This is a genomic window from Arthrobacter sp. ISL-85 (assembly GCF_018613675.1).
GTDB lineage: Bacteria > Actinomycetota > Actinomycetes > Actinomycetales > Micrococcaceae > Arthrobacter.
On sequence record NZ_JAGGPQ010000005.1, the window covers coordinates 165,852 to 186,868 of the forward strand.

Consider the following 21,017-nt stretch of genomic DNA (forward strand, 5'->3'; position numbering starts at 1 on the left):
ATGCCGCGGCAGCGGCTCCTTCAGGTCTCTGTTGCCATCCTGCCCTAGATCCAGGACGGCATCCACATCCTGACTTTCCAGTCGACGTACGGGATCACTTCGGCGGTCCAGATCGGGTAAAAAAACGCCGACAGCAGCACTGCCGCGGCCAGGAACAGGACCACCAGGTACAGCCCGGAGCGGCGGCGCCATGGCGGATCGCCGGCCCGGCCCAGGACCAGGCCCAGGCTATACACCAGGGCAAGGATCAGGAACGGTTCAAAGGACACCGCGTAGAAGTAGAACATGGTGCGCTCGGGGTACATGAACCATGGCAGGTAGCCCGCGCCGACACCGGCCAGCACCGCGCCGGCACGCCAGTCCCGGCGTCCCACCCACCAGAACAGCAGGACCACCAGCGAAATGGCCGCCGCCCACCAGATCAGCGGATTTCCGACCGACAGGATGGCGGAGGTGCACTTCTCCACGTCGCAGCCCGGCGTGCCCTGGGGCGGGGATTCGTAGAAGAACGACGTGGGCCGACCCATCACCAGCCAGCTCCAGGCGCTGGCCTGGTAGGGGTGCTCCGAACTCAGGCCCTGATGGAACTTGTACGCTTCCAGGTGATAGTGGACCAGGGACCGGACGGAGTCGGGGAGCCAGCCCCATTCTGCCGACGGGTTGCTCTCCGCCCAATGGCGGAAGTAGGCGTTGTCCGACAGGAACCAGCCTGTCCAGGTGGCCGAGTACACGATTCCTGCCACAGGCACCATGCCAAGGAACGCGGGGACGCCGTCCCGGATGACCCCGCCGCTGATCCAGCCCCGGATGCCAGCCACGCGCCGGGCGTTGAGGTCCCACAGCACCGTGAGGAGGCCGAACCCGGCCAGGAAGAACAGGCCGGACCACTTGGTTCCCACCGCCAGGCCCATGCAGACCCCGGCTGCAACCCGCCACCAGCGCACACCCAGCCACGGCCCGGACAGCAGCACGCCTGCCGGCGGTTGTCCACCGTTCGCGGCGGCGGCGCCTGCCAGCCGTGCGGCCAGGCGGCGGCGACCATCGTCCCGGTCCATGAGCAGGGCGCCGAAGGCGGCAAGGACCCAGAACGTGAGGAAGATGTCCAGCAGCGACGTCCGGGACATCACCAGGTGGTGGCCGTCGACGGCGAGGAGCAGCCCTGCGGCGCCCGCCAGCGGAAGCGAGCGGAACAGTTTCAGGGCGACCAGGGAAACCAGCAGCACCGTGAGGGTACCCGTGAGGGCTGCCGCGAAGCGCCAGCCGAAGGGATTCTCCGGCCCGAACAGCCACATCCCCGCCGCTATCATCCATTTGCCCACTGGCGGATGGACCACATATTCGGGGGTGTTCAGCAGGACGTCCGGATTCCCGGCATTGAACGAATCATTGGCTTTGTCCGGCCAGCTGCGTTCATAGCCGCTGATGAGGTACGAGTACGCATCCTTGACGTAGTACGTCTCGTCGAACACCAGCTTGTGCGGCACCTCGAGGCGGATGAACCGGAGGAGCCCGCCAACCACCGCCGTCAGGACCGGGACCAGGATGAACCAGAGCCGCAGCGACGGCGGGTACTCCCGCCAGGATGTGCCGGTACCGATGAGCCTCGCCCGGAGCGCTTCGACAGTGAACGCTTCGTCCGGCCGGCTGATCCAGGAATGGCCGGCTTTCCCTCCGGGCGCTACCTCAGTGGCGCCGGTACCGGTGGAGGATGCCGCCGGGCTGGGTTTCCAGGCCCCGGCGGGCCGCGTCGAGGTCTGCGTCACGAGCCCCATGCTACCTTTTGCGGCTGGAAGACCCGGCAGCAGTAGGCTTGGTGGGTGGATCCGAACCCCAGCCCCCTTCCCGAGCCCGGCCCTTCGACGGCGGGGCGGATCGTCCTGGCCGCCACTCCCATCGGGAACACCGGCGATGCCTCCGCCCGGCTGGTGGAACTGCTGGGCACGGCGGACATCGTGGCGGCCGAGGACACCCGGCGCCTCCACCGCCTGGTCCAAAGCCTGGGCGTTGCCGTGGCGGGCCGGGTCATCAGCTACCACGAGCACAATGAGGCAACCCGGACGGCCGAACTCCTTGACCAGGTGCGCGCCGGCAGCACGCTGCTCATGGTGACCGACGCGGGAATGCCTGCGGTGTCGGATCCCGGTTTCCGGCTGGTGGAGGGGGCCATTGCGGCGGGACTTCCCGTCACCGCTGTCCCCGGGCCGTCGGCGGTCCTCACGGCACTGGCACTGTCCGGCCTGCCCACCGACAGGTTTTGCTTCGAAGGGTTCCTGCCCCGCAAAGCCGGCGAAAGGGCCTCCCGCCTCGCGGACCTTGCGGGGGAGCGGCGCACCATGGTCTTCTTCGAGGCACCACACCGGCTTGAAGCCATGCTGCGGGCCCTGCGGGAGAGGTTCGGCCCGGACCGTCCCATCGCCGTGTGCCGGGAACTGACCAAGACGTACGAGGAAGTCATTCGCGGCAGCGTGGGCGAACTCCTCCAGTGGGCTGAGGACAATGAGGTTCGCGGCGAGATCGCCGTGGTTGTGGGCGGGGCCCCCGAGCAGGCCGCCGGCACCCCCGAGGACCACGTGGCCGCAGTCAATGAACTGGTGGCCCAGGGCATCCGGTTGAAGGAGGCAGTGGCCGCCGTCGCCGAAGACGTCCGGGTCAGCAAGCGGGAGCTCTACTCGGCGGTCCTTGCTGCGCGGTAGCGGGCTGGGGCGCCGCTCCCGGCGCCATGGCGCTGCGCTGCGCTCCTGGCTGTGCTGCTGGGCTGTGCAGCTGCACAGCGGGGCGGCATTTCCACAGTGCGCAACGGCGTAGACCACGGGGGTGCCCCGCAGTAGTCTGGCTGTTAATCAGCCCCATGATCCCGGTCACTTCCGGCCGCGGCCACGGGCTGCCACAACCCTACTGACGAGGGAGTCATCGTGACTGTCACTGCACAGCCGGCCGTTACCGCCGAGCGCGAAACCCGGCTTTTGGCCTCCGTTCCCACCGGGCTGCTCATCAACGGTGAGTGGCGCGACGCCGCCTCTGGCAAGACGTTCGACGTCGAGGATCCCGCCACCGGGAAAGTGCTGCTGAGCATTGCCGACGCTGGCCCCGAGGACGGTGCTGCGGCCCTGGACGCTGCCGCGGCAGCCCAGGAGTCCTGGGCAAAGGTGCCCCCCCGGGAGCGCGGGGAAATCCTCCGCCGGGCCTTCGACCTGGTCACGGAACGGGCGGAAGACTTCGCCCTCCTGATGACCCTGGAAATGGGCAAGCCGCTGGCTGAAGCCCGTGGCGAAGTCACCTACGGGGCCGAGTTCCTGCGCTGGTTCTCCGAGGAAGCCGTACGTGCCTTTGGCCGCTACTCGGTTTCCCCGGACGGAAAATCCCGCCTCCTGGTCACCAAAAAGCCGGTGGGCCCCTGCCTGCTGATCACCCCGTGGAACTTCCCGCTGGCCATGGCCACGCGCAAGATCGCCCCGGCTGTCGCTGCCGGCTGCACCATGGTGCTGAAGTCGGCCAACCTCACGCCCCTGACGTCCCAGCTGTTCGCCGCCGTCATGCAGGAGGCCGGCCTGCCCGCCGGTGTCCTGAACGTCATCCCCACCTCCACGGCGGGTGCCACCACCGGACCCCTGATCAAGGATTCCCGTCTCCGCAAGCTGTCCTTCACCGGCTCCACTGAGGTGGGACGCCGCCTGCTGGCCGATGCTTCCGAAAACGTGCTGCGGACCTCAATGGAACTGGGCGGCAACGCTCCATTCCTGGTCTTCGAGGACGCAGACCTGGACGCCGCCGTCACCGGCGCGATGGCCGCCAAGCTCCGGAACATGGGCGAGGCCTGCACCGCTGCCAACCGGTTCATCGTCCACGAGTCCGTGGCCGGCGAATTCGCCGAGAAATTCGCCGCGAAGATGAAGGACATGACCACTGCCCGCGGCACCGAACCCGAGTCCAAGGTGGGTCCCTTGATCGACGCCAAGAGCCGGGACAAGGTGCACGAGTTGGTGACCGACGCCGTCGCCGGCGGTGCCAAGGCAGTCCTGGGTGGCGGCCCGGTGGAGGGGCCGGGCTACTTCTACCAGCCCACCATCCTGTCCGGCGTCTCCGAGGGGACCCGGATCCTGTCTGAGGAAATCTTCGGCCCCGTTGCCCCGATCATCACCTTCAGCAGCGAGGACGAGGCCGTCCGTCTGGCCAACAACACCGAATATGGCCTGGTGGCCTACGTCTTCACCAAGGACATCAACCGCGGTATCCGGATGGGCGAGCGCCTGGAAACCGGCATGCTCGGCCTGAACGCCGGAGTCATCTCCAACGCTGCCGCGCCTTTCGGCGGGGTGAAGCAGTCGGGCCTGGGCCGCGAAGGCGGCCTGGAAGGCATCGAGGAGTACCTCTACACGCAGTACATCGGCATCGCCGACCCCTACGCCGGCTAGCCCCGGCGGTCCGTAAACCGCACGTGCCGGCCGGGAGCTTTCCCGGCCGGCACGTGTGCATTCAGCGCCCGCCGGCCCTGCCTCCGCCGTCGTCCGGAGCCGGCGTGAAGGGCCCTCCTGCCGCCGGCTGCACGGATGCCCTCGAAGCCCCTGCTGTGGCACGCCCTTCCGAAGTTGGGCGCCTGGGCCCGAAGCGAGCACCGGCGCGCCCCTTTTGCCGGATGGCCCGGCCGGCGGCGCGGAACGGCGCCCCGATCAGCAGGCCCAGCCGCCGGGTGACCGACGGCGGGAGCCACGAAGCAGCCCACCGCCTGGCCAGGGGAGCATTGGCACGGAGGGACGCCTCGACGGTGGCAATTCCGGCGGGAATGTCCTGGACGGCCGGGTCGGCATGGACCGGCCCGCTGCCTTGGCCGGGTGCGCTGCCGTGGACCTGCCTGGGATGAAGGCCTCCAACGCGGAAACCTCCACCGCCCGGACGGCCGTACCTGTGGTGCTCAAAGGCTGAAGTGAGGGATGCCACGGCCCCGTGGGCGTCCTGGTCCATACCGTCGGGCTCGCCGAGCAGGGCACTGCGGAACCGGGCCGCGTAGGCCCTGGGCGTCTCGCTGTCCCCGGGCGGCAGCCCGTAATCGGTGCCCAGGTCCCTCAGCTCGCTCCAGGCCAGCGGCACGGCCAGGTCCGGACGCTTCGGGTGCAGCCGCCGTGACCGGGTGCCGGCGCGGACCAGGTGCGGGGCTGCGGCCAGGAGTGCCAGGCCCAGCGCTCCCGCTGTCCCTAGGAGCCAGGGCATGGGCTGGGCCCCGTCACCGGCGCTGCCGCCACCGGAACCGGGGACGGCCTGCGCAGTTGCGCTGGGGGTGGTTGAGGGTACCGGGGCAGTATCGGGAATAAGCCCGTCGTTGTTGCCCAAGGACTCTGCAACCGATGGTGCTGATGTCTCGGTGGCGTAGTCGGGGACCACCCCTCGGGAAGGTGTCGGTTCGAAGGGGACCCAGCCCAGGCCCTGGAAGTACAGTTCCGGCCAGGCGTGGGCGTCGCGGGCATCCGCCTCGTATTCCGGGAGGGTCCCCTGACCGGCCACTGTTACCGTGGCTCCGGTCAACCTGCCGGGGGCATAACCCACGGCGATCCTGCTGGGGATGCCTTCCAGCCGGGCCATTACAGCCATCGCGGAGGCGTAGTGGATGCAGTAGCCGCTCTTTTGCTGGAGGAAGTCGGCAAGGACGGAGAGCCCGTTGCCGTCGTAGCCGCCCTGCACAGGTGACTGCAGCGAGTATGTGAACTCGGACGACCGCAGGTACTTCTGGATGGCCAGGGCCTTCTGGTACGGCGTCCCCGCGCCTCCGGCCACGGTCTGTGCAGTGGATCTGACGATGTCCGGCACGTTGCCGGGGATCCTCGTGAAGAGGTCGGGGATGCCCCGTACCGGACCCGATGACTGGGCAAGCAGGGCTGCAGAGAGCTTGGGCACCGCAGAGGTCACCAGGTATTCCTGCCGCCTGGTGGTGGTATCTGTACCTTTGATGCTCAGCGTGGCCGGGTCCCAGGTCCACTGGCCGCCCAGGCCATTGACCGTTTCGGGCGCATAGGGGACCGGCAGGTAGGGGCTGGTGAAGGAACCGGCGTCGATAGCGGTGACCAGGCGCACCTGCTCGTCGGTGAGGACGGGATAGCCGGGGTCGATCCGGCCATCCAGCGGCACCCTCGAGCCGGGTCGGTCGTCCGGGCCCCAGGAATCGCCGTCGAAATTGTCCACCGTCACCGAGCGCAGGTAGAGGGGTGCGGGTGAGTTCGTGGCATACGTGATCCTGCCGCTTCCATCAGGCGTGCGCAAACTGTTGCCCAGCGTGATCATCGGGTTGAGGCCGGTGGAGGCGCCCCACGGATTAAGCCTCGAACCTTGCGGGAACGTGCCGCTGTCGAATCCGGGAATGGCCAGGGGGAGCACCAGGGTGGCTGCCAGGGCCACGGCGCCGGTCAGCACCGCCCGCCGCATCAATCCCGGGCTGCGGGCAGAGCCGCCCTGCAGCCTGCCGTCCGGGGCAAACCATTGGCTGCAGGCGAGGATCAGCAGGTAGCCGGCCGCGGTGCCAACAAAACTCCATACCCCCACGCTCTGCGGTTTGATCATGGCGGGGACCACCAGCAGTGCCAGCAGTCCCGTCCCGGAGGCGGCCGGCATGCCCAGGGGCACCGCGAGCGCATCCACAAGAATGACCGCCAGCCCGAGCACGGCGCAGACCACCATGACGATGCCGGTGTTGGGCGCCACAGGGGCTGTCTCCGCCAGGACGGTCTCGCTGGCGCGCTGGATCAACCGGTCGAGGTCAGGCAGTGTAGCGCCGGTCGGAACGACCCAAAGGAAGCTGGAACTGCGGAAGAACGTCAACGTCAGGACGCCGACCAGTGCCACGAACCCGCCGGCAGTGACCAGCAACGGCTGGGCTCGGACGGAACGGAGCGCCGCCAGGGTGAAACCCACCACCAGCACGGTGGTCATCGCCGCCCAATACCAGTTCCAGCCCCGGAGGACACCGTTCAGGGACAGGGCTGCCCCACAGACCGCCAGTGAGATTGCTGCCGCTATCGCCCAGGGATAGGCGCCCGGGCCCGTGCGTCCCGCGGGCATTCCCGGGCCGCCCAGGGCCTGGTGCCCGGCATTCGTTGGCCGGGCCGGTGCGATCGTCATTTGGCCACCCCCGCTCCCCGGCGGACCTCCAATGCCGGCGCCGCCGGCAGGGCGGGGTCCTGGTCGAACTGGCCCCACGCAGCAGCAAGCCGTGTCTTCGGCGCCGCAGCCACCGCCCGCCAGCCGCCCTGCCGCAGCACTTCGAGGACATCCTGGAACTCCGCGGGCCGTTCCACCGCCAGGAGGGCGAACGCATCGGTGCCGTACGCGGCAGCCGGTCCCAGGGCGACTGCCTCCTCCCTGGTAATCCGGCCCAGCACGGCGATCAGCGGCCCACGCATCCGGTGCGCGGACAACTTGTCCATCAAGTGGTCATCAAAGGCCGGCGGCCCTTGGTCGTTGCCCGCATGGCTTCGCGCCGCCGGAGCGCCCCGGCGCTCGGTGTTCCTGCCGGCCATGTCGAGGAGCATGCCGTCCCGCCGCGGGTGGAGCGACCCGGAGAGGTGGATTGCGGCAAGGCTTTCGGCAACCGACTGCAGGCCGGATGGGCCGCTGAACTCCTCCGCCGCCGGTTCCGGGGAGGAGGGCGAGTGAAGGAACGCGGGGTCGCCACCGGTATCCAGCAGTCGAAGGCTGTAGTTGCGCTCAGCCAGGTGGGCGCTGGCGGACATGGCGGCAACGACGGCCCACTCGAAAGTGTCGCTGGTCGCCGGCGCGTGCCCATCGTGGCCTGGCAGCCCCGGCATGGATGTTCCGGGGCCGCCTGCAAACGCGCCGGAACGGTGGTCCAGGATGATGCTCGCCTCCGGCGTGGTGACCGATTCCTCCTGCCGGACCATCAGGGCTCCATGCCTTGCCGTGGCGGCCCAGTGGACCCTCCGCATCGGGTCTCCGTGGCGGTATTCACGGGTCATCACGTCGTCGTCGCTGGGGTTCGCCCGCACGCGGGTTGCGGTGACGCCGTCATTGCCCCGCGCGCCGGCCAGTCCGGCGGCCGGCAGGACGACGGCGGCAGGCGTCACGGTGAGGACGTCGCCGTCGTCAATGGCCTGCCGGTGCAGCGAGAGACCGAAGGGGTCGGTGAACTCGGCCGTCACCGGCCCAATCCTGAACTGCCCGCGGTACCTGGAGGTGAGGTGGTATTCGTAGCGGCTGGTGCCGCCGCTGGCGGAACGGGATGGGAACCGGAAGGCAGGTGCCTCGCCGAATTGCGCCGGCAGGCGCTCCTCCATCACCACGCGCCCGCTGCCCGGGCCGGTCCTGGCCACCGCAAGGTACACCGCGGCCGTGGCGGAGGTTTCCACGGGAGAGGGGTTGAATTCGCGGTAGACCCGGAACCGTGGTTTGACCAGCCGGATGCCGGCAAGTGAGACGAGCGGAAGCAGCAGCAGCAGCAGGGCCAGCGTCAAAAGATCACGGCGCCCCATGACCTGGGCCGCGGCCAGCGTGAAGGCGCCGGCTGCCAGCATGCCCCATCCGCGCCTGGTGAACAGGTGCCGTGGAAGCTTGTCCAGGAGCGCCATGGTTCGCGCCTAGCGGTTCCTGCTGCCGGCGGCGGCCGCTGCCGGGGTGGGGTGCCCGGGAGCCGCCTGCGGCACGGGCAGCCGGGACAGGATGCCGTGCAGGACGCTGTGCGGGGTCTCCCCGGCGCCGGCAGCCTTCCGGTCAAGGATGATCCGGTGCGCCAGGACGGCTTCGGCCACATCACCCACGTCATCCGGAAGGACGAAATCGCGCCCGTCCAGGGCCGCCGTGGCCTTGGCGGCGCGCAGCAGCTGCAGCAGGGACCGGGGGCTGGCGCCCAGCCGCAGCAGCGGACTTTCCCTCGTGGCCCTGCCCAGTGACACCGTGTATTCCTTCACGGGACCTGAGACGTAGACCTGCTGGACGGTGGCAATCATGCCGGCGACATCGGCGGCGGTCACCACCGGGGAGACGTTTGCCAGCGGTGAGACCGCCTGGTGGGTCTCGAGCATCTCGATCTCGGCATCCTTGTCCGGGTAGCCCATGGAAATCCGGGCCATGAAGCGGTCCCGCTGCGCCTCCGGCAGGGGATACGTCCCCTCCATTTCGATCGGGTTCTGGGTGGCCACCACCATGAACGGCTCATCGAGCTTGTAGGACGTGCCGTCCACCGTGACCTGGTGCTCCTCCATGCATTCCAGGAGGGCCGACTGGGTCTTGGCCGACGCACGGTTGATCTCATCTCCGATGACGATGTTGGCGAAGACTGCGCCGGGCCGGAATTCGAAAAGCCTTGATGCCTGGTTGTAGATGGACACCCCTGTCACGTCAGAGGGCAGCAGGTCCGGGGTGAACTGGATGCGGTTGACGGTGCAGTCAATGGTCCGCGCGAGGGTTTTCGCCAACAGGGTTTTTCCGACGCCGGGCACGTCCTCCACCAGCAGGTGGCCCTGCGCCAGGAGGACGGTGAGCGCCAGCTTGGCGGCATCGGACTTGCCGTCGATGACGGTATTGACTGTGGTGAGGATGCGCTGGGCCGCAGCGTGGAAGGCATCGGAATCCATCGCCGCCGGCCGGTGGCCGTTCAGCTGGCTGACGGAATCGGCGACGCCGGCCAGGTTGAGGTTCGGTGCGCTTCCGTTGTCGGCAATGCGTCGGTGGGGTTCCATCGGCAACCTTTCAGCCCGGTTCTCACCTGGACGTGACAGCAAGCCTGCCTTCGCCCCTCGGTGGGCGTGCGCGTGTGTTCGTTCCAGACTACTAACACAACTGCCGTGCCTGACAGAGAGTTCCGGGCAAATATGCGGGAGTCTTCGGCCGCTAGGCTGGTCGGATGTGCAATTCGTCGATTCCCGCTGCCTACCGGGTGCCTGCCACTGAGGGGACTCCGGGTCCGGAGGCCGCGCGCCGGAGGGATTTCCCGCCGGCCCCGGAGCCATTGCCGGTCCCCGTCATGGACAACCACACCCACCTGGACTTCCCGGAAGGCGCAGGACCCGTGGGGATCAAGGCTGCGCTCGATGCGGCAGCAGCCGTCGGCGTACAGGGGGCGGTGCAGGTGGGCTGCGACCTCGAGTCCTCGCGGTTCACGGTTGAAGCGGTGGACCAGGACGAGCGGCTCCTGGGAGCGGTAGCCCTGCATCCCAACGATGCTCCGCACTATGCCGCCAAGGGGGAACTCGAGGCTGCACTTGCCGAAATCGAGCGCCTGGCCTCGCATCCCCGCATCCGCGCCATCGGCGAAACCGGCCTGGACTTCTACCGCACCGAAGGCGAGGGGCTGCGCCACCAGGAGTACTCCTTCCGGCGCCACATCGACATCGCCAAGCGCCTGGACCTCACCCTGCAGATCCATGACCGGGACGCGCACAGCGACGTGGTCCGGGTGCTCCGGGAAGAAGGTGCACCGGAAAGGGTGGTGTTCCATTGCTTCTCCGGCGACGAGGACCTGGCTGCGACGTGTAACAACCAAGGCTGGTGGATGTCCTTTGCCGGCACCCTGACGTTCAAGAACGCCGCCAACCTCCGGGGCGCCCTGTCCATAGCGGACCGCCAGCTCATCATGGTGGAAACGGACGCTCCCTTCCTGACCCCGCACCCGCACAGGGGGCGCCCGAACGCGAGTTACATGGTCCCCTACACGGTCCGGGCCATGGCAGAATTGACAGGCTCCGATCTCGCCGGCCTGTGCACCGCCATTGGCGAAAATACCGTGCGGGCGTACGGATCCTGGACGTGACCCGCACGCCTCCTCTACCACTCCGATATATACCTGGTATGCAAAAATGTTGGCCGCTTTATAACGCTACGGTTACAGTGGAAAACTATTAGCCGGGGTCGGGGAAGGCCAGCGGGTAATTTCACTCCTTTCGCGGCCGGCCCGGCCTGTTCATTCGGACAGCCATGGTGCTCCGCGGAGTGTGGCGGCGCATCGGTGCCCGGATCCTTATTTGAGGTTACTCCGGGCATTTTTCTGCGCGTTTCCCCGTGCCCGGATGGACCGAGAGTTACGGGCAATCGTGATCAAGTTCTTCACATCGGACGGCAAGTTCAGCTTTATTAAGGTTGGCGCCCAGCTGTTGGTGCTCTGCGGCCTGGTCGCGGGCCTCGTAGCCTTCGTGGGCAATAACAAAACAATCACGCTCAACGTGGACGGCAAAGCATCGTCCGTGCAGTCCTTTGGTGGAACAGTGGCACAGGTGGTCAAGAGCGCCAACCTGGAACTGAAGCCCAGCGACCGGGTTTCGCCTTCCCTTGACGCAACCGTCCAGGACGGGACCGTTATCAACATCAACCAGGCCAAGGAAGTCAAGGTCAGCCTGGATGGGGCGGAAAAGACGGTCAACACCACGGCGCAGGACGTTGAAGACCTGGTAACTGAACTCGGCGTGGCCAGTGCCTCGTCCGTTTCGGCGCCCAAGGATGCCACCCTTTCGCTGGCCGGTTCCTACGTCTCCATCTCCACGCCCAAGACCGTCAGCATCGTCGCCGACGGCAAGGTGAACACCGCCACCACCACCGCCCCCACCGTCGGAAAGGTCCTTGAGGACTCCGGCGTGGCCCTCGGCGCCAATGACCGAACCTCGCAGCCGGCCAACGCCAACGTGGTGAACAACATGGTCATCAAGGTTTCCCGGGTGGACACCGGTCAGACCGCGGTCACCAGCGAAGACGTACCCTTCGACACTGTCACCGCCGAAAGCGCCGACATGCTCAAGGGTGAGAAGCAGGTGACCCAGGCCGGAGCAGCCGGAAAGATTGAGCGCACCTTTAAGCTGGTGCTCGTGGACGGCCGGGAAGCTTCCCGCACCCTGGTCTCGGAAAACGTCGCTGTCCAGCCGGTCACCGAAAAGGTCACCGTGGGCACCAAGGCCAAGCCGGCACCCCAGGCCGCACCCGCGCCTGCTGCGGCAGCCGCCAACACCGGCGCGGCAGCTCCCGCCGTGATGAACGAAGCCATGTGGGACAAGATCGCCCAGTGCGAATCCACCGGTAACTGGAGCATCAACAGCGGCAACGGCTACTACGGCGGCCTCCAGTTCGACATCCGCACCTGGATCGGCGCCGGCGGTGGCGCCTATGCCCCGAACGCCAGCCTGGCCACCAAGGCGCAGCAGATCGACATCGCCAACCGCATTTATGCTCAGCGCGGCCTGTCGCCCTGGGGCTGCGGCTGGGCAGCAGGCAGCTGATCCGCCGGACGCAAACGCGCAGGTAACGGCTGTGGCCGGCCCCAGGTACCTGGGGCCGGCCACAGCCGTTAAAACGGCAGGGCCAATATGCGGCGGGGGATAGGATACCTAGGTGACTGAACCGATCCCCGCCGTTCCCGCACCGTTGTTCGGTGCCTCCGACATCCGCCGGATGGCAGAGGAAATCGGGGTCAGGCCCACTAAGACCCTGGGCCAGAACTTTGTCATTGACGGCAATACCATCCGCCGGATCGTCGCCGCGGCAGGCGTGGGGCCCGATGAAACGGTGCTTGAGGTCGGCCCCGGGCTGGGGTCCCTTACCCTGGGGCTGCTGGACGCGGCAGCGGCCGTTGTCGCCGTGGAAATCGATCCTGTCCTCGCGGCAAAACTCCCCGAAACCGTGAAGGAATGGCGGCCGGCGGCTGCGAACGCGTTCCACCTGGTGCAGGCGGATGCCATGAAGGTCACCGAACTGCCGGTGGAACCCACGGCCCTCGTAGCCAACCTGCCGTACAACGTGGCAGTTCCCGTGGTGCTGCACCTCCTGCAGCATTTCCCCAGCCTGCGGCACGGCCTGGTGATGGTGCAGGACGAGGTGGCAGACCGCCTGGCAGCCGGGCCGGGATCCAAGACCTACGGTGTTCCCTCCGTCAAAGCGGCGTGGTACAGCAAGATGCGCAAGGCCGGCGTGATCGGCATGAACGTCTTTTGGCCGGCCCCGAAAATCCACTCCGGGCTTGTGGCTTTCACCCGCCGCGAGCCCCCGGCCACCACCGCCACCCGCGAACAGGTGTTTGCCGTGGTGGATGCCGCGTTCGCGCAGCGGCGCAAGACGCTCCGCGCAGCGCTTGCCGGCTGGGCCGGGGGCGCACCGGAAGCTGAGCGCTGCCTCCTGGCGGCCGGCGTGGATCCCACCGCACGCGGCGAGGTCATCGACATCACCGCATTCGCCAGGATCGCCGAAGCCAGGGAAAACCGACCGTGAGCGCGGCAGGGCGTTTCGCGGCCAGGACGGTGCGCGTCAAGGCACCCGGCAAAGTCAACGTGTCCCTCGCGGTAGGACCGCTGCGGCCGGACGGCTACCACCCGGTGGCCAGCGTCTACCTCGCCGTGTCCCTCTACGAGGAAGTGGCAGCCACCAGCACCGCTGCCGCCGGGATCACCATCAGCCTCAGCCCCGAAAGCACCCTGGACCTCGACGCGGTCGACATCCCCTTGGACAGCAGCAACCTTGCCTACAAGGCCGCGGCCATCATGGCTGACGTCTCCGAGCATGCCACCGGTGTGCACCTGGAGATCACAAAACGGGTCCCCGTGGCCGGTGGCATGGGCGGCGGATCGGCCGACGCCGCTGCCACGCTCCTGGCCTGCGACGCCCTCTGGGACAGTGGGCTGTCCCGCGAGGAACTGGCACACCTTGCAGCGGAACTCGGTGCCGACGTCCCCTTCTCGCTCCTGGGTGGGACCGCCGTCGGACTGGGCCTGGGCGACGAATTGTCTCCGGCCCTGGCCAAGGCGCAGACCCACTGGGTGCTGGTGGTGGCCGACTACGGCCTCTCCACGCCCGAGGTGTACCGGACCCTGGACCGGCTGCGCGAGGCCGAGGGGATCGACGCCAGCGAACCCACCGGGGTAGACCCGAAGATCCTGGCCGCGCTGCGGGGCGGCGACGCCGGATCCCTGAGCCGGGTGCTGGTCAACGACCTGCAAAGGGCATCCATTGAACTCTCGCCCGCGCTGCGCGATACGCTGGGAATCGGCGAGTCCCATGGCGCCATCGCGGGCATGGTCTCCGGGTCCGGCCCCACCGTGGCTTTGCTGGCCGAGGACTCTGTTGCAGCCGCTGCCCTGGCAGAGGATCTGCAGCGCTACGGCCTGACAGCCCTCGCCGTCCACGGCCCGGTCCCGGGCGCACGCATCATCTCCGACACCATCCTTTAATACTTCGAGTCCGGCAGCAGAAAGCAGTTCCCTTTGGCACACCTTCTTGGCGGCGAGAACCTCACGGTTTCCTACGCAACCCGCACCGTCCTGGACGGCATCACCCTGGGCCTGGAGGAGGGGGACCGCATCGGCATGGTGGGACGCAACGGTGACGGCAAGTCCACCCTGATGCGGCTGCTCGCCCTGCGCTCCACCCCGGACTCCGGCCGGGTCACCAAGCGTGGCGACGTCAACGTGGGGTACCTGGACCAGAGCGACGTGCTCGACGGCGACCTGACCGTGGGTGCCGCGATCGTGGGGGACCAGGCGGACTACGAATGGGCCCGCAACCCCCGCATCCGGGAGATCATGGGCGGCCTGGTGTCCGACGTCGACTGGCATGCCAACGTCCACGCCCTTTCCGGCGGCCAGAAGCGGCGGGTGGCCCTGGCCAAGCTGCTTATCGAGGACCACGACGTCATCATGCTTGACGAGCCCACCAACCACCTGGACGTTGAGGGCGTGGCCTGGCTGGCCCGGCACCTGAAGACACGCTGGCGGGCCAACCAGGGCGCCTTCCTGGTGGTTACCCACGACCGCTGGTTCCTCGACGAAGTCTGCACCAAGACCTGGGAGGTGCACGACGGGATCGTGGACCCGTTCGAAGGTGGATACGCCGCCTACGTCCTGGCCCGCGCGGAACGGGACCGGACGGCCTCCGTGGTGGAAGGCAAGCGCCAGCAGCTGGTTAAGAAGGAGCTCGCCTGGCTGCGCCGGGGCGCCCCCGCCCGTACCGCCAAGCCGAAGTTCCGGATCGAGGCAGCCAACGCGCTCATCGCCGACGTCCCGGCTCCGCGTGACTCCATGGCGTTGAGCAAGATGGCCACGGCGCGCCAGGGCAAGGATGTCCTGGACCTGGAGAACGTGTCCCTGGACTTCCAGGGTGCCGACGACGGCAGGAAGCTCTTCGACAACATCACCCTCCGCCTGGCCCCGGGAGAGCGACTCGGTTTGGTGGGCGTCAACGGCGCCGGCAAGACCACCCTCCTCAAGCTCCTCAACGGCGAGATCACCCCGGACGCCGGAAAACTCAAGCGGGGAAAGACCGTGGTAACGGCGGTCCTCACCCAGGAAGTCAAGGAGCTCGACGACGTCGCGGACCTGCGCGTCATCGAGGTCATCGAGCGTGAGAAACGTTCCTTCAACGTGGGCGGCAAGGAGTTCACGGCCGGCCAGTTGGTGGAGCAGCTCGGGTTCACCAACCAGAAGCAGTGGACACCTGTGAGGGACCTCTCCGGCGGTGAGCGGCGCCGCCTGCAGCTCCTCCGGCTCTTGGTGGGGGAGCCCAACGTGCTGATGCTCGACGAGCCCACCAACGACCTCGACACCGATACCCTCGCCGCCGTCGAGGACGTCCTCGACGGATGGCCCGGCACCCTGGTGGTGGTCAGCCACGACCGCTACCTGCTGGAACGCGTCACCGACCACCAGATGGCGCTGCTGGGTGATGGCAAGCTGCGGGGCCTGCCCGGGGGCGTGGACCAGTACCTTGAGCTCCGCGAGGCAGCCCTGGCGGGATCCACGGTCACCGGCGGCGGCAACCCCGTCACCAGCGCCGGCCAGGCGCAGGCTGCCGGCGCGGTCACCGGCCCCTCCGAGGCCGAGAAGCGCGAGGCCCGCAAAGCCCTCAACAGGATCGAGCGGCAGATCAAGAAGCTCGACCAGCAGGAGAAGAAACTCCACGACGACATGGTCAAGAGCACGGAGAAGTCCGACTTTGACGCCCTTGCCCGGCAGAACAGCCAGCTCAAGGACCTCGCCGACGAAAAGGACGCCCTGGAACTCGAATGGCTCGAGGCCTCAGAACTCCTGGGTGACTAAGGCTCCGACTGCAGCTCCGGGTCCTTCTTGAGGCCGGTCAGGCCGTTCCAGGCGAGGTTGACCAGGTGCGCAGCGACGGTGTGCTTGTCCGGCTGGCGGCTGTCCTGCCACCATTGGCCGGTCATGGCCACCATGCCCACCAGCATTTGCGCGTACATGGCGCCGTCCTCGCCGCTGAGGCCCCGACGGGAGAACTCGTCGGAAAGGATGTGTTCCACGCGCGCCGTGATGTGGGACAGCAGGGTGGAGAAGGCGCCCTCGGGCTGGGATGGGGGAGCGTCCCGCATCAGGATCCGGAAGCCCTCCGTGCGTTCCTCGATGTAGGTCAGCAGGGCCAGGGCCGCGCGTTCCACGAGGACGCGGGGCTTGGCTTCCTCGGTGAGGGCGGCGTTGACCGCGTCCAGCAGGATGTGGAATTCGCAGTCCACCACTTCGGTGTACAGGCCTTCCTTGGAACCGAAGTGTTCATAGATGACCGGCTTGGACACCCCCGCGCAGGCGGCGATCTCCTCAATGGTGGTCCCGTCCAGCCCCCGGACGGCGAAAAGGCCGCGGCCGACGTCGATCAGCTGGCTCCGGCGCTGCAGGCCAGTCATCCGCATCCGCGGAAGGTTGTTGCTCACCTTCCCATCATGCCCCACCGCCGGCGGCACGATTCAGCGGGACGGCGGGAGCGGAACACCCCGTGTCGCGCGGGCCCCTGAACCCATGGCAAAATAGGGACTTGTGCCCGGGCCTTGCGTCCTCCGGCACGGTCCGCTCTGGTGTAATGGCAGCACCCCGGCCTTTGGAGCCGTGGAGTATAGGTTCGAATCCTATGGGCGGAACTGCTGCGCGGGGCGCGATCATGAGGATGGCACCCGGTGCCGGCGGCTGGCCCGCCGGATGCCGCAATGCGCCAGCAGAAGAAAGTGCGCGAGCACAATCAAGCAAGGAGAGCCCGTACGTGATCCCCGAGAATGCCGGTCCGGCCGCTGTAATCGTCCTGGCAGCAGGCGCCGGCACCCGGATGAAGTCGCGTACCCCCAAGATCCTGCACCAGATCGGCGGCCTGTCCATGGTGGGCCATGCCCTCCGGGCGGCCCGCAGCATCACCCCGCAAAGGCTTGCCATTGTGGTGCGCCACGAACGCGACCTGGTGGAAAGCCACGTGGCCGCGCTGGATCCGCAGGCCGTCATCGTGGACCAGGACGACGTCCCGGGCACCGGCCGCGCCGTTGAAGCCGCGCTTGAGGCGCTGCACGCTGACCAGGACCTGGCAGGCACCGTTGTGGTCACGTACGGCGACGTTCCGCTGCTCTCCGGGGAACTGTTGAACGAACTGGTCGCCACCCACGAGCGCGAAGGCAACGCCGTCACGGTGCTCACGGCGGTCCTGGACGACGCCACCGGCTATGGCCGCATCCTCCGCGGCGAGGACGGCTCCGTCACCGGCATCCGCGAACACAAGGATGCCTCCGGGGCCGAACGGCTGATCCGGGAGGTCAACTCCGGGATCTATGCATTCGATGCCGCCGTGCTCCGCGACGCACTTGGCAAGGTCACCACTGACAACGCGCAGGGCGAAAAGTACCTCACCGACGTGCTGGGACTGGCACGCGGGGCAGGCGGCCGGGTTGCCGCCGTCGTCACCGCGGACCGCTGGCAGGTGGAGGGCGCCAACGACCGCGTCCAGCTGGCCGCCCTCGGTGCCGAGCTGAACCGCCGCACAGTGGAGGCCTGGATGCGCGCCGGGGTGACAGTGGTGGATCCCGCCACCACCTGGATCGATTCGTCCGTCACCCTGGACGAGGACGTCAGGCTCCTGCCCAACACCCAGCTGCATGGCGCCACCACCGTGGCGCGCGACGCCGTCGTGGGGCCGGACACCACCCTGACAGACGTCACTGTCGGCGAGGGCGCCACGGTGGTCCGCACGCATGGTTCCGGCTCGGTGATCGGCCCGCGTGCCGCCGTCGGCCCCTTCACCTACCTCCGCCCGGGCACCGTGCTGGGGGAAAAAGGCAAGATCGGCGCCTTCTACGAAACCAAGAACGTGACCATCGGCCGTGGTTCCAAACTGTCCCACCTGGGGTACGCCGGGGATGCCGAAATCGGCGAGGACACCAACATTGGCTGCGGCAACATCACGGCGAATTACGACGGCCAGAAGAAGCACCGCACGGTGATCGGCTCGGGCGTCCGGACAGGTTCCAACACCGTCTTTGTTGCTCCGGTCACCGTGGGGGACGGCGCCTACAGCGGCGCCGGCGCGGTGATCCGCAAAGACGTGCCGGCGGGTGCGCTCGCGCTGAGCGTCGCTGCACAGCGCAACTCCGAAGGCTGGGTCCCGGCGCACCGCCCGGGAACCCGCTCGGCCGAACTGGCCCAGGCCGCGGCCACCAATGACTCCTCAAGTACCCCGGCATCTACAGAAGAGGGCAAGTAACAATGAGCGAAATTACGGCACACGGCGAGAAGAAGCTGGTGCTGGCCTCCGGGCGGGCCCATCCGGAGCTGGCCCGGGAAATCGCCAAGGAGCTCGGCACCGAACTCCTGCCCCTGGATGCCTACGACTTCGCGAACGGCGAGATCTACGTCCGGGCCGGTGAAAGCGTCCGCGGCACCGACGCCTTCGTGATCCAGGCGCACCCCGCACCCCTGAACAACCACCTCATGGAACAGCTGATCATGATTGATTCGCTGAAGCGGGCCTCCGCCAAGCGGATCACGGTGGTTTCGCCGTTCTACCCCTACGCCCGCCAGGACAAGAAGGGCCGCGGCCGCGAACCCATCTCCGCCCGGCTGGTGGCGGACCTCTACAAGACCGCCGGCGCGGACCGCATCATGAGCGTGGACCTGCACACCTCCCAGATCCAGGGCTTCTTCGACGGCCCGGTTGACCACCTGATGGCCATTCCGCTGCTGGCCGACTACATCCGGACCCGGGTGGGTTCGGACAATATCACCGTCGTGTCGCCGGACACCGGCCGCGTCCGCGTGGCCGAACAGTGGGCCGAACGTCTGGGCGGCGCCCCGCTCGCCTTCGTCCACAAGAGCCGGGACCTCACTGTCCCCAACCAGGCCGTTTCCAAGACCGTGGTGGGCCAGATCGAGGGGCGGACCTGCGTCCTGATCGACGACATGATCGATACCGGCGGAACCATCTCCGGCGCCGTCACCGTCCTGAAGAACGCCGGCGCCAAGGACGTCATCATCGCAGCCACCCACGCCGTCTTCTCCGACCCTGCAGCCCGCCGCCTCTCGGAGTCCGGCGCGCGTGAAGTGGTGGTCACCAACACGCTTCCGTTGAACTCGTCCCAGACATTCCCGCAGCTGACGGTGCTCTCGATCGCACCGCTGATTGCCAGGGCCATTCGTGAAGTGTTCGACGACGGTTCGGTCACCAGCCTCTTCGACGGCAAGGCCTAATAACGCTGCCCGCGGGCCCGTTTTCGCCAAACGGGTCCGCGCTGGTAGGCTTTTCCCGATACCTTGGCGAGGGAGAGCAACCGGGACACCGGTTTGCAGGTCTCCGTTATCGACTGGGTCTGCTGGTCCCTCCCGCGAGGGACTGCCTTCTTGAAGGGTCGCCTTCCGGCCGCCCGGCGTTGAAGGTCACACCAGACCTCCGCCCTTGCTGAACACCGTTTAGTCTTCAAGGAGATTTCCATGTCTGAGCAGAAGCTCGCAGCAGAACTGCGCACCGAATTCGGCAAGGGCTACGCCCGCCGCGCCCGGATGGCCAACCTGATCCCCGCCGTCATCTACGGCCACGGCGCAGATCCCATCCACGTGACCCTGCCGGCAAAGGCCACCACCCTGGCCGTCCGCACCCCCAACGCCCTGCTGTCCCTGGACATCAACGGCGAAGGACACCTGGCCCTGGTCAAGGACGTCCAGCGCGATCCCGTAAAGCAGATCATCGAGCACATCGATCTCCTGACCGTCCGCCAGGGCGAGAAGGTCACGGTTGACGTTCCGGTCCACGTTGAAGGCGAAACGGCCCCCGGCACCGTCCACAACCTGGAACTGACGGTCGTGTCCCTTGAGGCCGAGGCTACCCACCTGCCCACCGCCGTCGAGGTCAACATCGAAGGCCGCGCCGCGGGCGAGCACATCCACGCCTCCGACCTGGTCCTGCCGAAGGGCACCGTCCTCCTGACCGACGCCGAGGCACTCGTGGTTAACATCTCCGAAGCTGCCGCCGCCGAGGAAGAGGGCGCCACCGAAGGCGGCGAGGCTGTTTCCGGCGAAGCTTCCGAAGCTGCCGAGGAAGCCGCAGCCGAGTAACAACACCGCAGTTTCCGCAGTGGCCGGATCCCCCAGGGGTCCGGCCACTGTCATGTCCGCAGCCGGCGTCCGTGTGCGTCCGGTTCCACCGTTCCCAAGCCGCGACCATAGGATTGAATCCATGACAGACACCTGGCTGATTGTTGGCCTCGGCAACCCCGGCGCACAGTACCAAGGCAACAGGCACAACGTGGGCCAGATGGTGCTCGATGAACTCGCAGGCCGCATCGGGGCCGGCTTCAAGACCCACAAGGCCCGCGCCCAGGTCCTTGAAGGCCGCCTGGGTATCGGCGGGCCCAGGGTGGTGCTGGCGAAGCCGATGAGCTACATGAACGTTTCCGGCGGCCCGGTCTCAGCCCTCGCCAACTTTTACGGCATCTCTGCAGACCATGTAGTTGCGGTGCATGACGAGATCGATATCCCGTTCAACACGGTCAAACTTAAGCTCGGCGGCGGGGAAGGCGGCCACAACGGGTTGCGGGACATTTCCAAGGCGCTGGGCACGAAGGACTACCTGAGGATCCGCGTCGGGGTGGGACGGCCGCCCGGCAGGATGGACACCGCCGACTACGTACTGCGTGATTTCGGCACGGCGGAGCATAAGGGACTGCCCTTCCTGCTGGACGACGCCGCCGATGCCGTGGAGTCCCTGCTCCGTGAAGGGCTCGCCGCCGCCCAGCAGAAATTCCACCCTGCCAAAACGGGATCAAACCAGCCGGAATCGTAAAAGTTCCCTCCGGC

At 67.5% G+C, this 21,017-nt stretch carries 16 protein-coding genes and 1 tRNA gene; 12 read left to right on the plus strand and 5 right to left on the minus strand.

Going from position 1 to position 21,017, the window contains the following annotated elements; translation table 11 throughout:
• Positions 1 to 44: 44 nt before the first annotated feature.
• Entirely contained in the window at positions 45 to 1,772 is a 1,728-nt protein-coding gene (locus J7I84_RS03660; protein WP_214940743.1) for a dolichyl-phosphate-mannose--protein mannosyltransferase, read from the minus strand.
• Positions 1,773 to 1,817: 45 nt separating this feature from the next.
• Here J7I84_RS03660 and rsmI point away from each other — a divergent pair, with 45 nt between their 5' ends.
• On the plus strand, positions 1,818 to 2,693 hold the full coding sequence (gene rsmI / locus J7I84_RS03665) for a 16S rRNA (cytidine(1402)-2'-O)-methyltransferase (protein WP_214940745.1): 876 nt from the start codon (positions 1,818 to 1,820) through the stop codon (positions 2,691 to 2,693).
• Positions 2,694 to 2,912: 219 nt separating this feature from the next.
• Positions 2,913 to 4,412 (plus strand): NAD-dependent succinate-semialdehyde dehydrogenase, encoded by a 1,500-nt coding sequence (locus tag J7I84_RS03670; protein ID WP_214940746.1) that lies wholly within the window; start codon positions 2,913 to 2,915, stop codon positions 4,410 to 4,412.
• 61 nt (positions 4,413 to 4,473) lie between these two features.
• Here the strand turns inward: J7I84_RS03670 and J7I84_RS03675 are convergent, their stop codons facing one another.
• The 3 genes from J7I84_RS03675 to J7I84_RS03685 are packed head-to-tail and all read right to left on the minus strand — an operon-like array spanning position 4,474 to position 9,677.
• A complete protein-coding gene (locus J7I84_RS03675) occupies positions 4,474 to 7,104 on the minus strand; it encodes a DUF3488 and transglutaminase-like domain-containing protein (protein ID WP_214940748.1) in 2,631 nt (876 codons plus the stop codon).
• Positions 7,101 to 8,567, minus strand: a complete 1,467-nt coding sequence (locus J7I84_RS03680; protein ID WP_214940749.1) for a DUF58 domain-containing protein — start codon at positions 8,565 to 8,567, stop codon at positions 7,101 to 7,103. The genes J7I84_RS03675 and J7I84_RS03680 overlap by 4 nt, the downstream gene beginning before the upstream one ends.
• Before the next feature lie 9 nt (positions 8,568 to 8,576).
• Complete coding sequence (locus tag J7I84_RS03685) at positions 8,577 to 9,677, minus strand: MoxR family ATPase (protein ID WP_214940751.1); 1,101 nt, start codon at positions 9,675 to 9,677, stop codon at positions 8,577 to 8,579.
• 164 nt (positions 9,678 to 9,841) lie between these two features.
• Between J7I84_RS03685 and J7I84_RS03690 the strand changes: the two genes are divergently transcribed.
• The 5 genes from J7I84_RS03690 to J7I84_RS03710 all read left to right on the plus strand — a co-directional run bounded on the left by J7I84_RS03690 (position 9,842) and on the right by J7I84_RS03710 (position 16,004).
• Entirely contained in the window at positions 9,842 to 10,747 is a 906-nt protein-coding gene (locus J7I84_RS03690; RefSeq protein ID WP_214940754.1) for a TatD family hydrolase, read from the plus strand.
• A gap of 256 nt (positions 10,748 to 11,003) precedes the next feature.
• A complete protein-coding gene (locus J7I84_RS03695) occupies positions 11,004 to 12,200 on the plus strand; it encodes a resuscitation-promoting factor (RefSeq protein ID WP_251046013.1) in 1,197 nt (398 codons plus the stop codon).
• Positions 12,201 to 12,312: 112 nt separating this feature from the next.
• A complete protein-coding gene (rsmA, locus tag J7I84_RS03700) occupies positions 12,313 to 13,185 on the plus strand; it encodes a 16S rRNA (adenine(1518)-N(6)/adenine(1519)-N(6))-dimethyltransferase RsmA (RefSeq protein ID WP_214940756.1) in 873 nt (290 codons plus the stop codon).
• Entirely contained in the window at positions 13,182 to 14,141 is a 960-nt protein-coding gene (locus J7I84_RS03705) for a 4-(cytidine 5'-diphospho)-2-C-methyl-D-erythritol kinase (RefSeq protein WP_214940759.1), read from the plus strand. The genes rsmA and J7I84_RS03705 overlap by 4 nt, the downstream gene beginning before the upstream one ends.
• 33 nt (positions 14,142 to 14,174) lie before the next feature.
• The gene (locus J7I84_RS03710; protein WP_214940762.1) at positions 14,175 to 16,004 is read left to right on the plus strand and encodes an ABC-F family ATP-binding cassette domain-containing protein; all 1,830 of its coding nucleotides are present in this window, start codon (positions 14,175 to 14,177) and stop codon (positions 16,002 to 16,004) included.
• Here J7I84_RS03710 and J7I84_RS03715 read toward each other — a convergent pair.
• Positions 16,001 to 16,627, minus strand: coding sequence for a TetR/AcrR family transcriptional regulator (locus tag J7I84_RS03715; RefSeq protein ID WP_214940765.1), 627 nt, complete (start codon positions 16,625 to 16,627; stop codon positions 16,001 to 16,003). The genes J7I84_RS03710 and J7I84_RS03715 overlap by 4 nt on opposite strands.
• Positions 16,628 to 16,759: 132 nt before the next feature.
• Between J7I84_RS03715 and J7I84_RS03720 the strand changes: the two genes are divergently transcribed.
• From J7I84_RS03720 to pth, 5 genes are all read left to right on the plus strand, one after another.
• Positions 16,760 to 16,831: transfer RNA gene (locus J7I84_RS03720), tRNA-Gln, on the plus strand.
• Between the two features lie 119 nt (positions 16,832 to 16,950).
• Positions 16,951 to 18,432 carry a bifunctional UDP-N-acetylglucosamine diphosphorylase/glucosamine-1-phosphate N-acetyltransferase GlmU gene (gene glmU, locus J7I84_RS03725; RefSeq protein ID WP_214940767.1) on the plus strand — a complete coding sequence of 494 codons (1,482 nt, stop codon included), beginning with the start codon at positions 16,951 to 16,953 and terminating at the stop codon, positions 18,430 to 18,432.
• 2 nt (positions 18,433 to 18,434) lie between these two features.
• Positions 18,435 to 19,415 (plus strand): ribose-phosphate diphosphokinase, encoded by a 981-nt coding sequence (locus tag J7I84_RS03730; protein WP_214940769.1) that lies wholly within the window; start codon positions 18,435 to 18,437, stop codon positions 19,413 to 19,415.
• Positions 19,416 to 19,655: 240 nt separating this feature from the next.
• Positions 19,656 to 20,276, plus strand: a complete 621-nt coding sequence (locus J7I84_RS03735; RefSeq protein WP_214940771.1) for a 50S ribosomal protein L25/general stress protein Ctc — start codon at positions 19,656 to 19,658, stop codon at positions 20,274 to 20,276.
• 121 nt (positions 20,277 to 20,397) lie between these two features.
• A complete protein-coding gene (gene pth, locus J7I84_RS03740) occupies positions 20,398 to 21,003 on the plus strand; it encodes an aminoacyl-tRNA hydrolase (RefSeq protein WP_214940773.1) in 606 nt (201 codons plus the stop codon).
• The last annotated feature ends 14 nt before the right edge of the window (positions 21,004 to 21,017 follow it).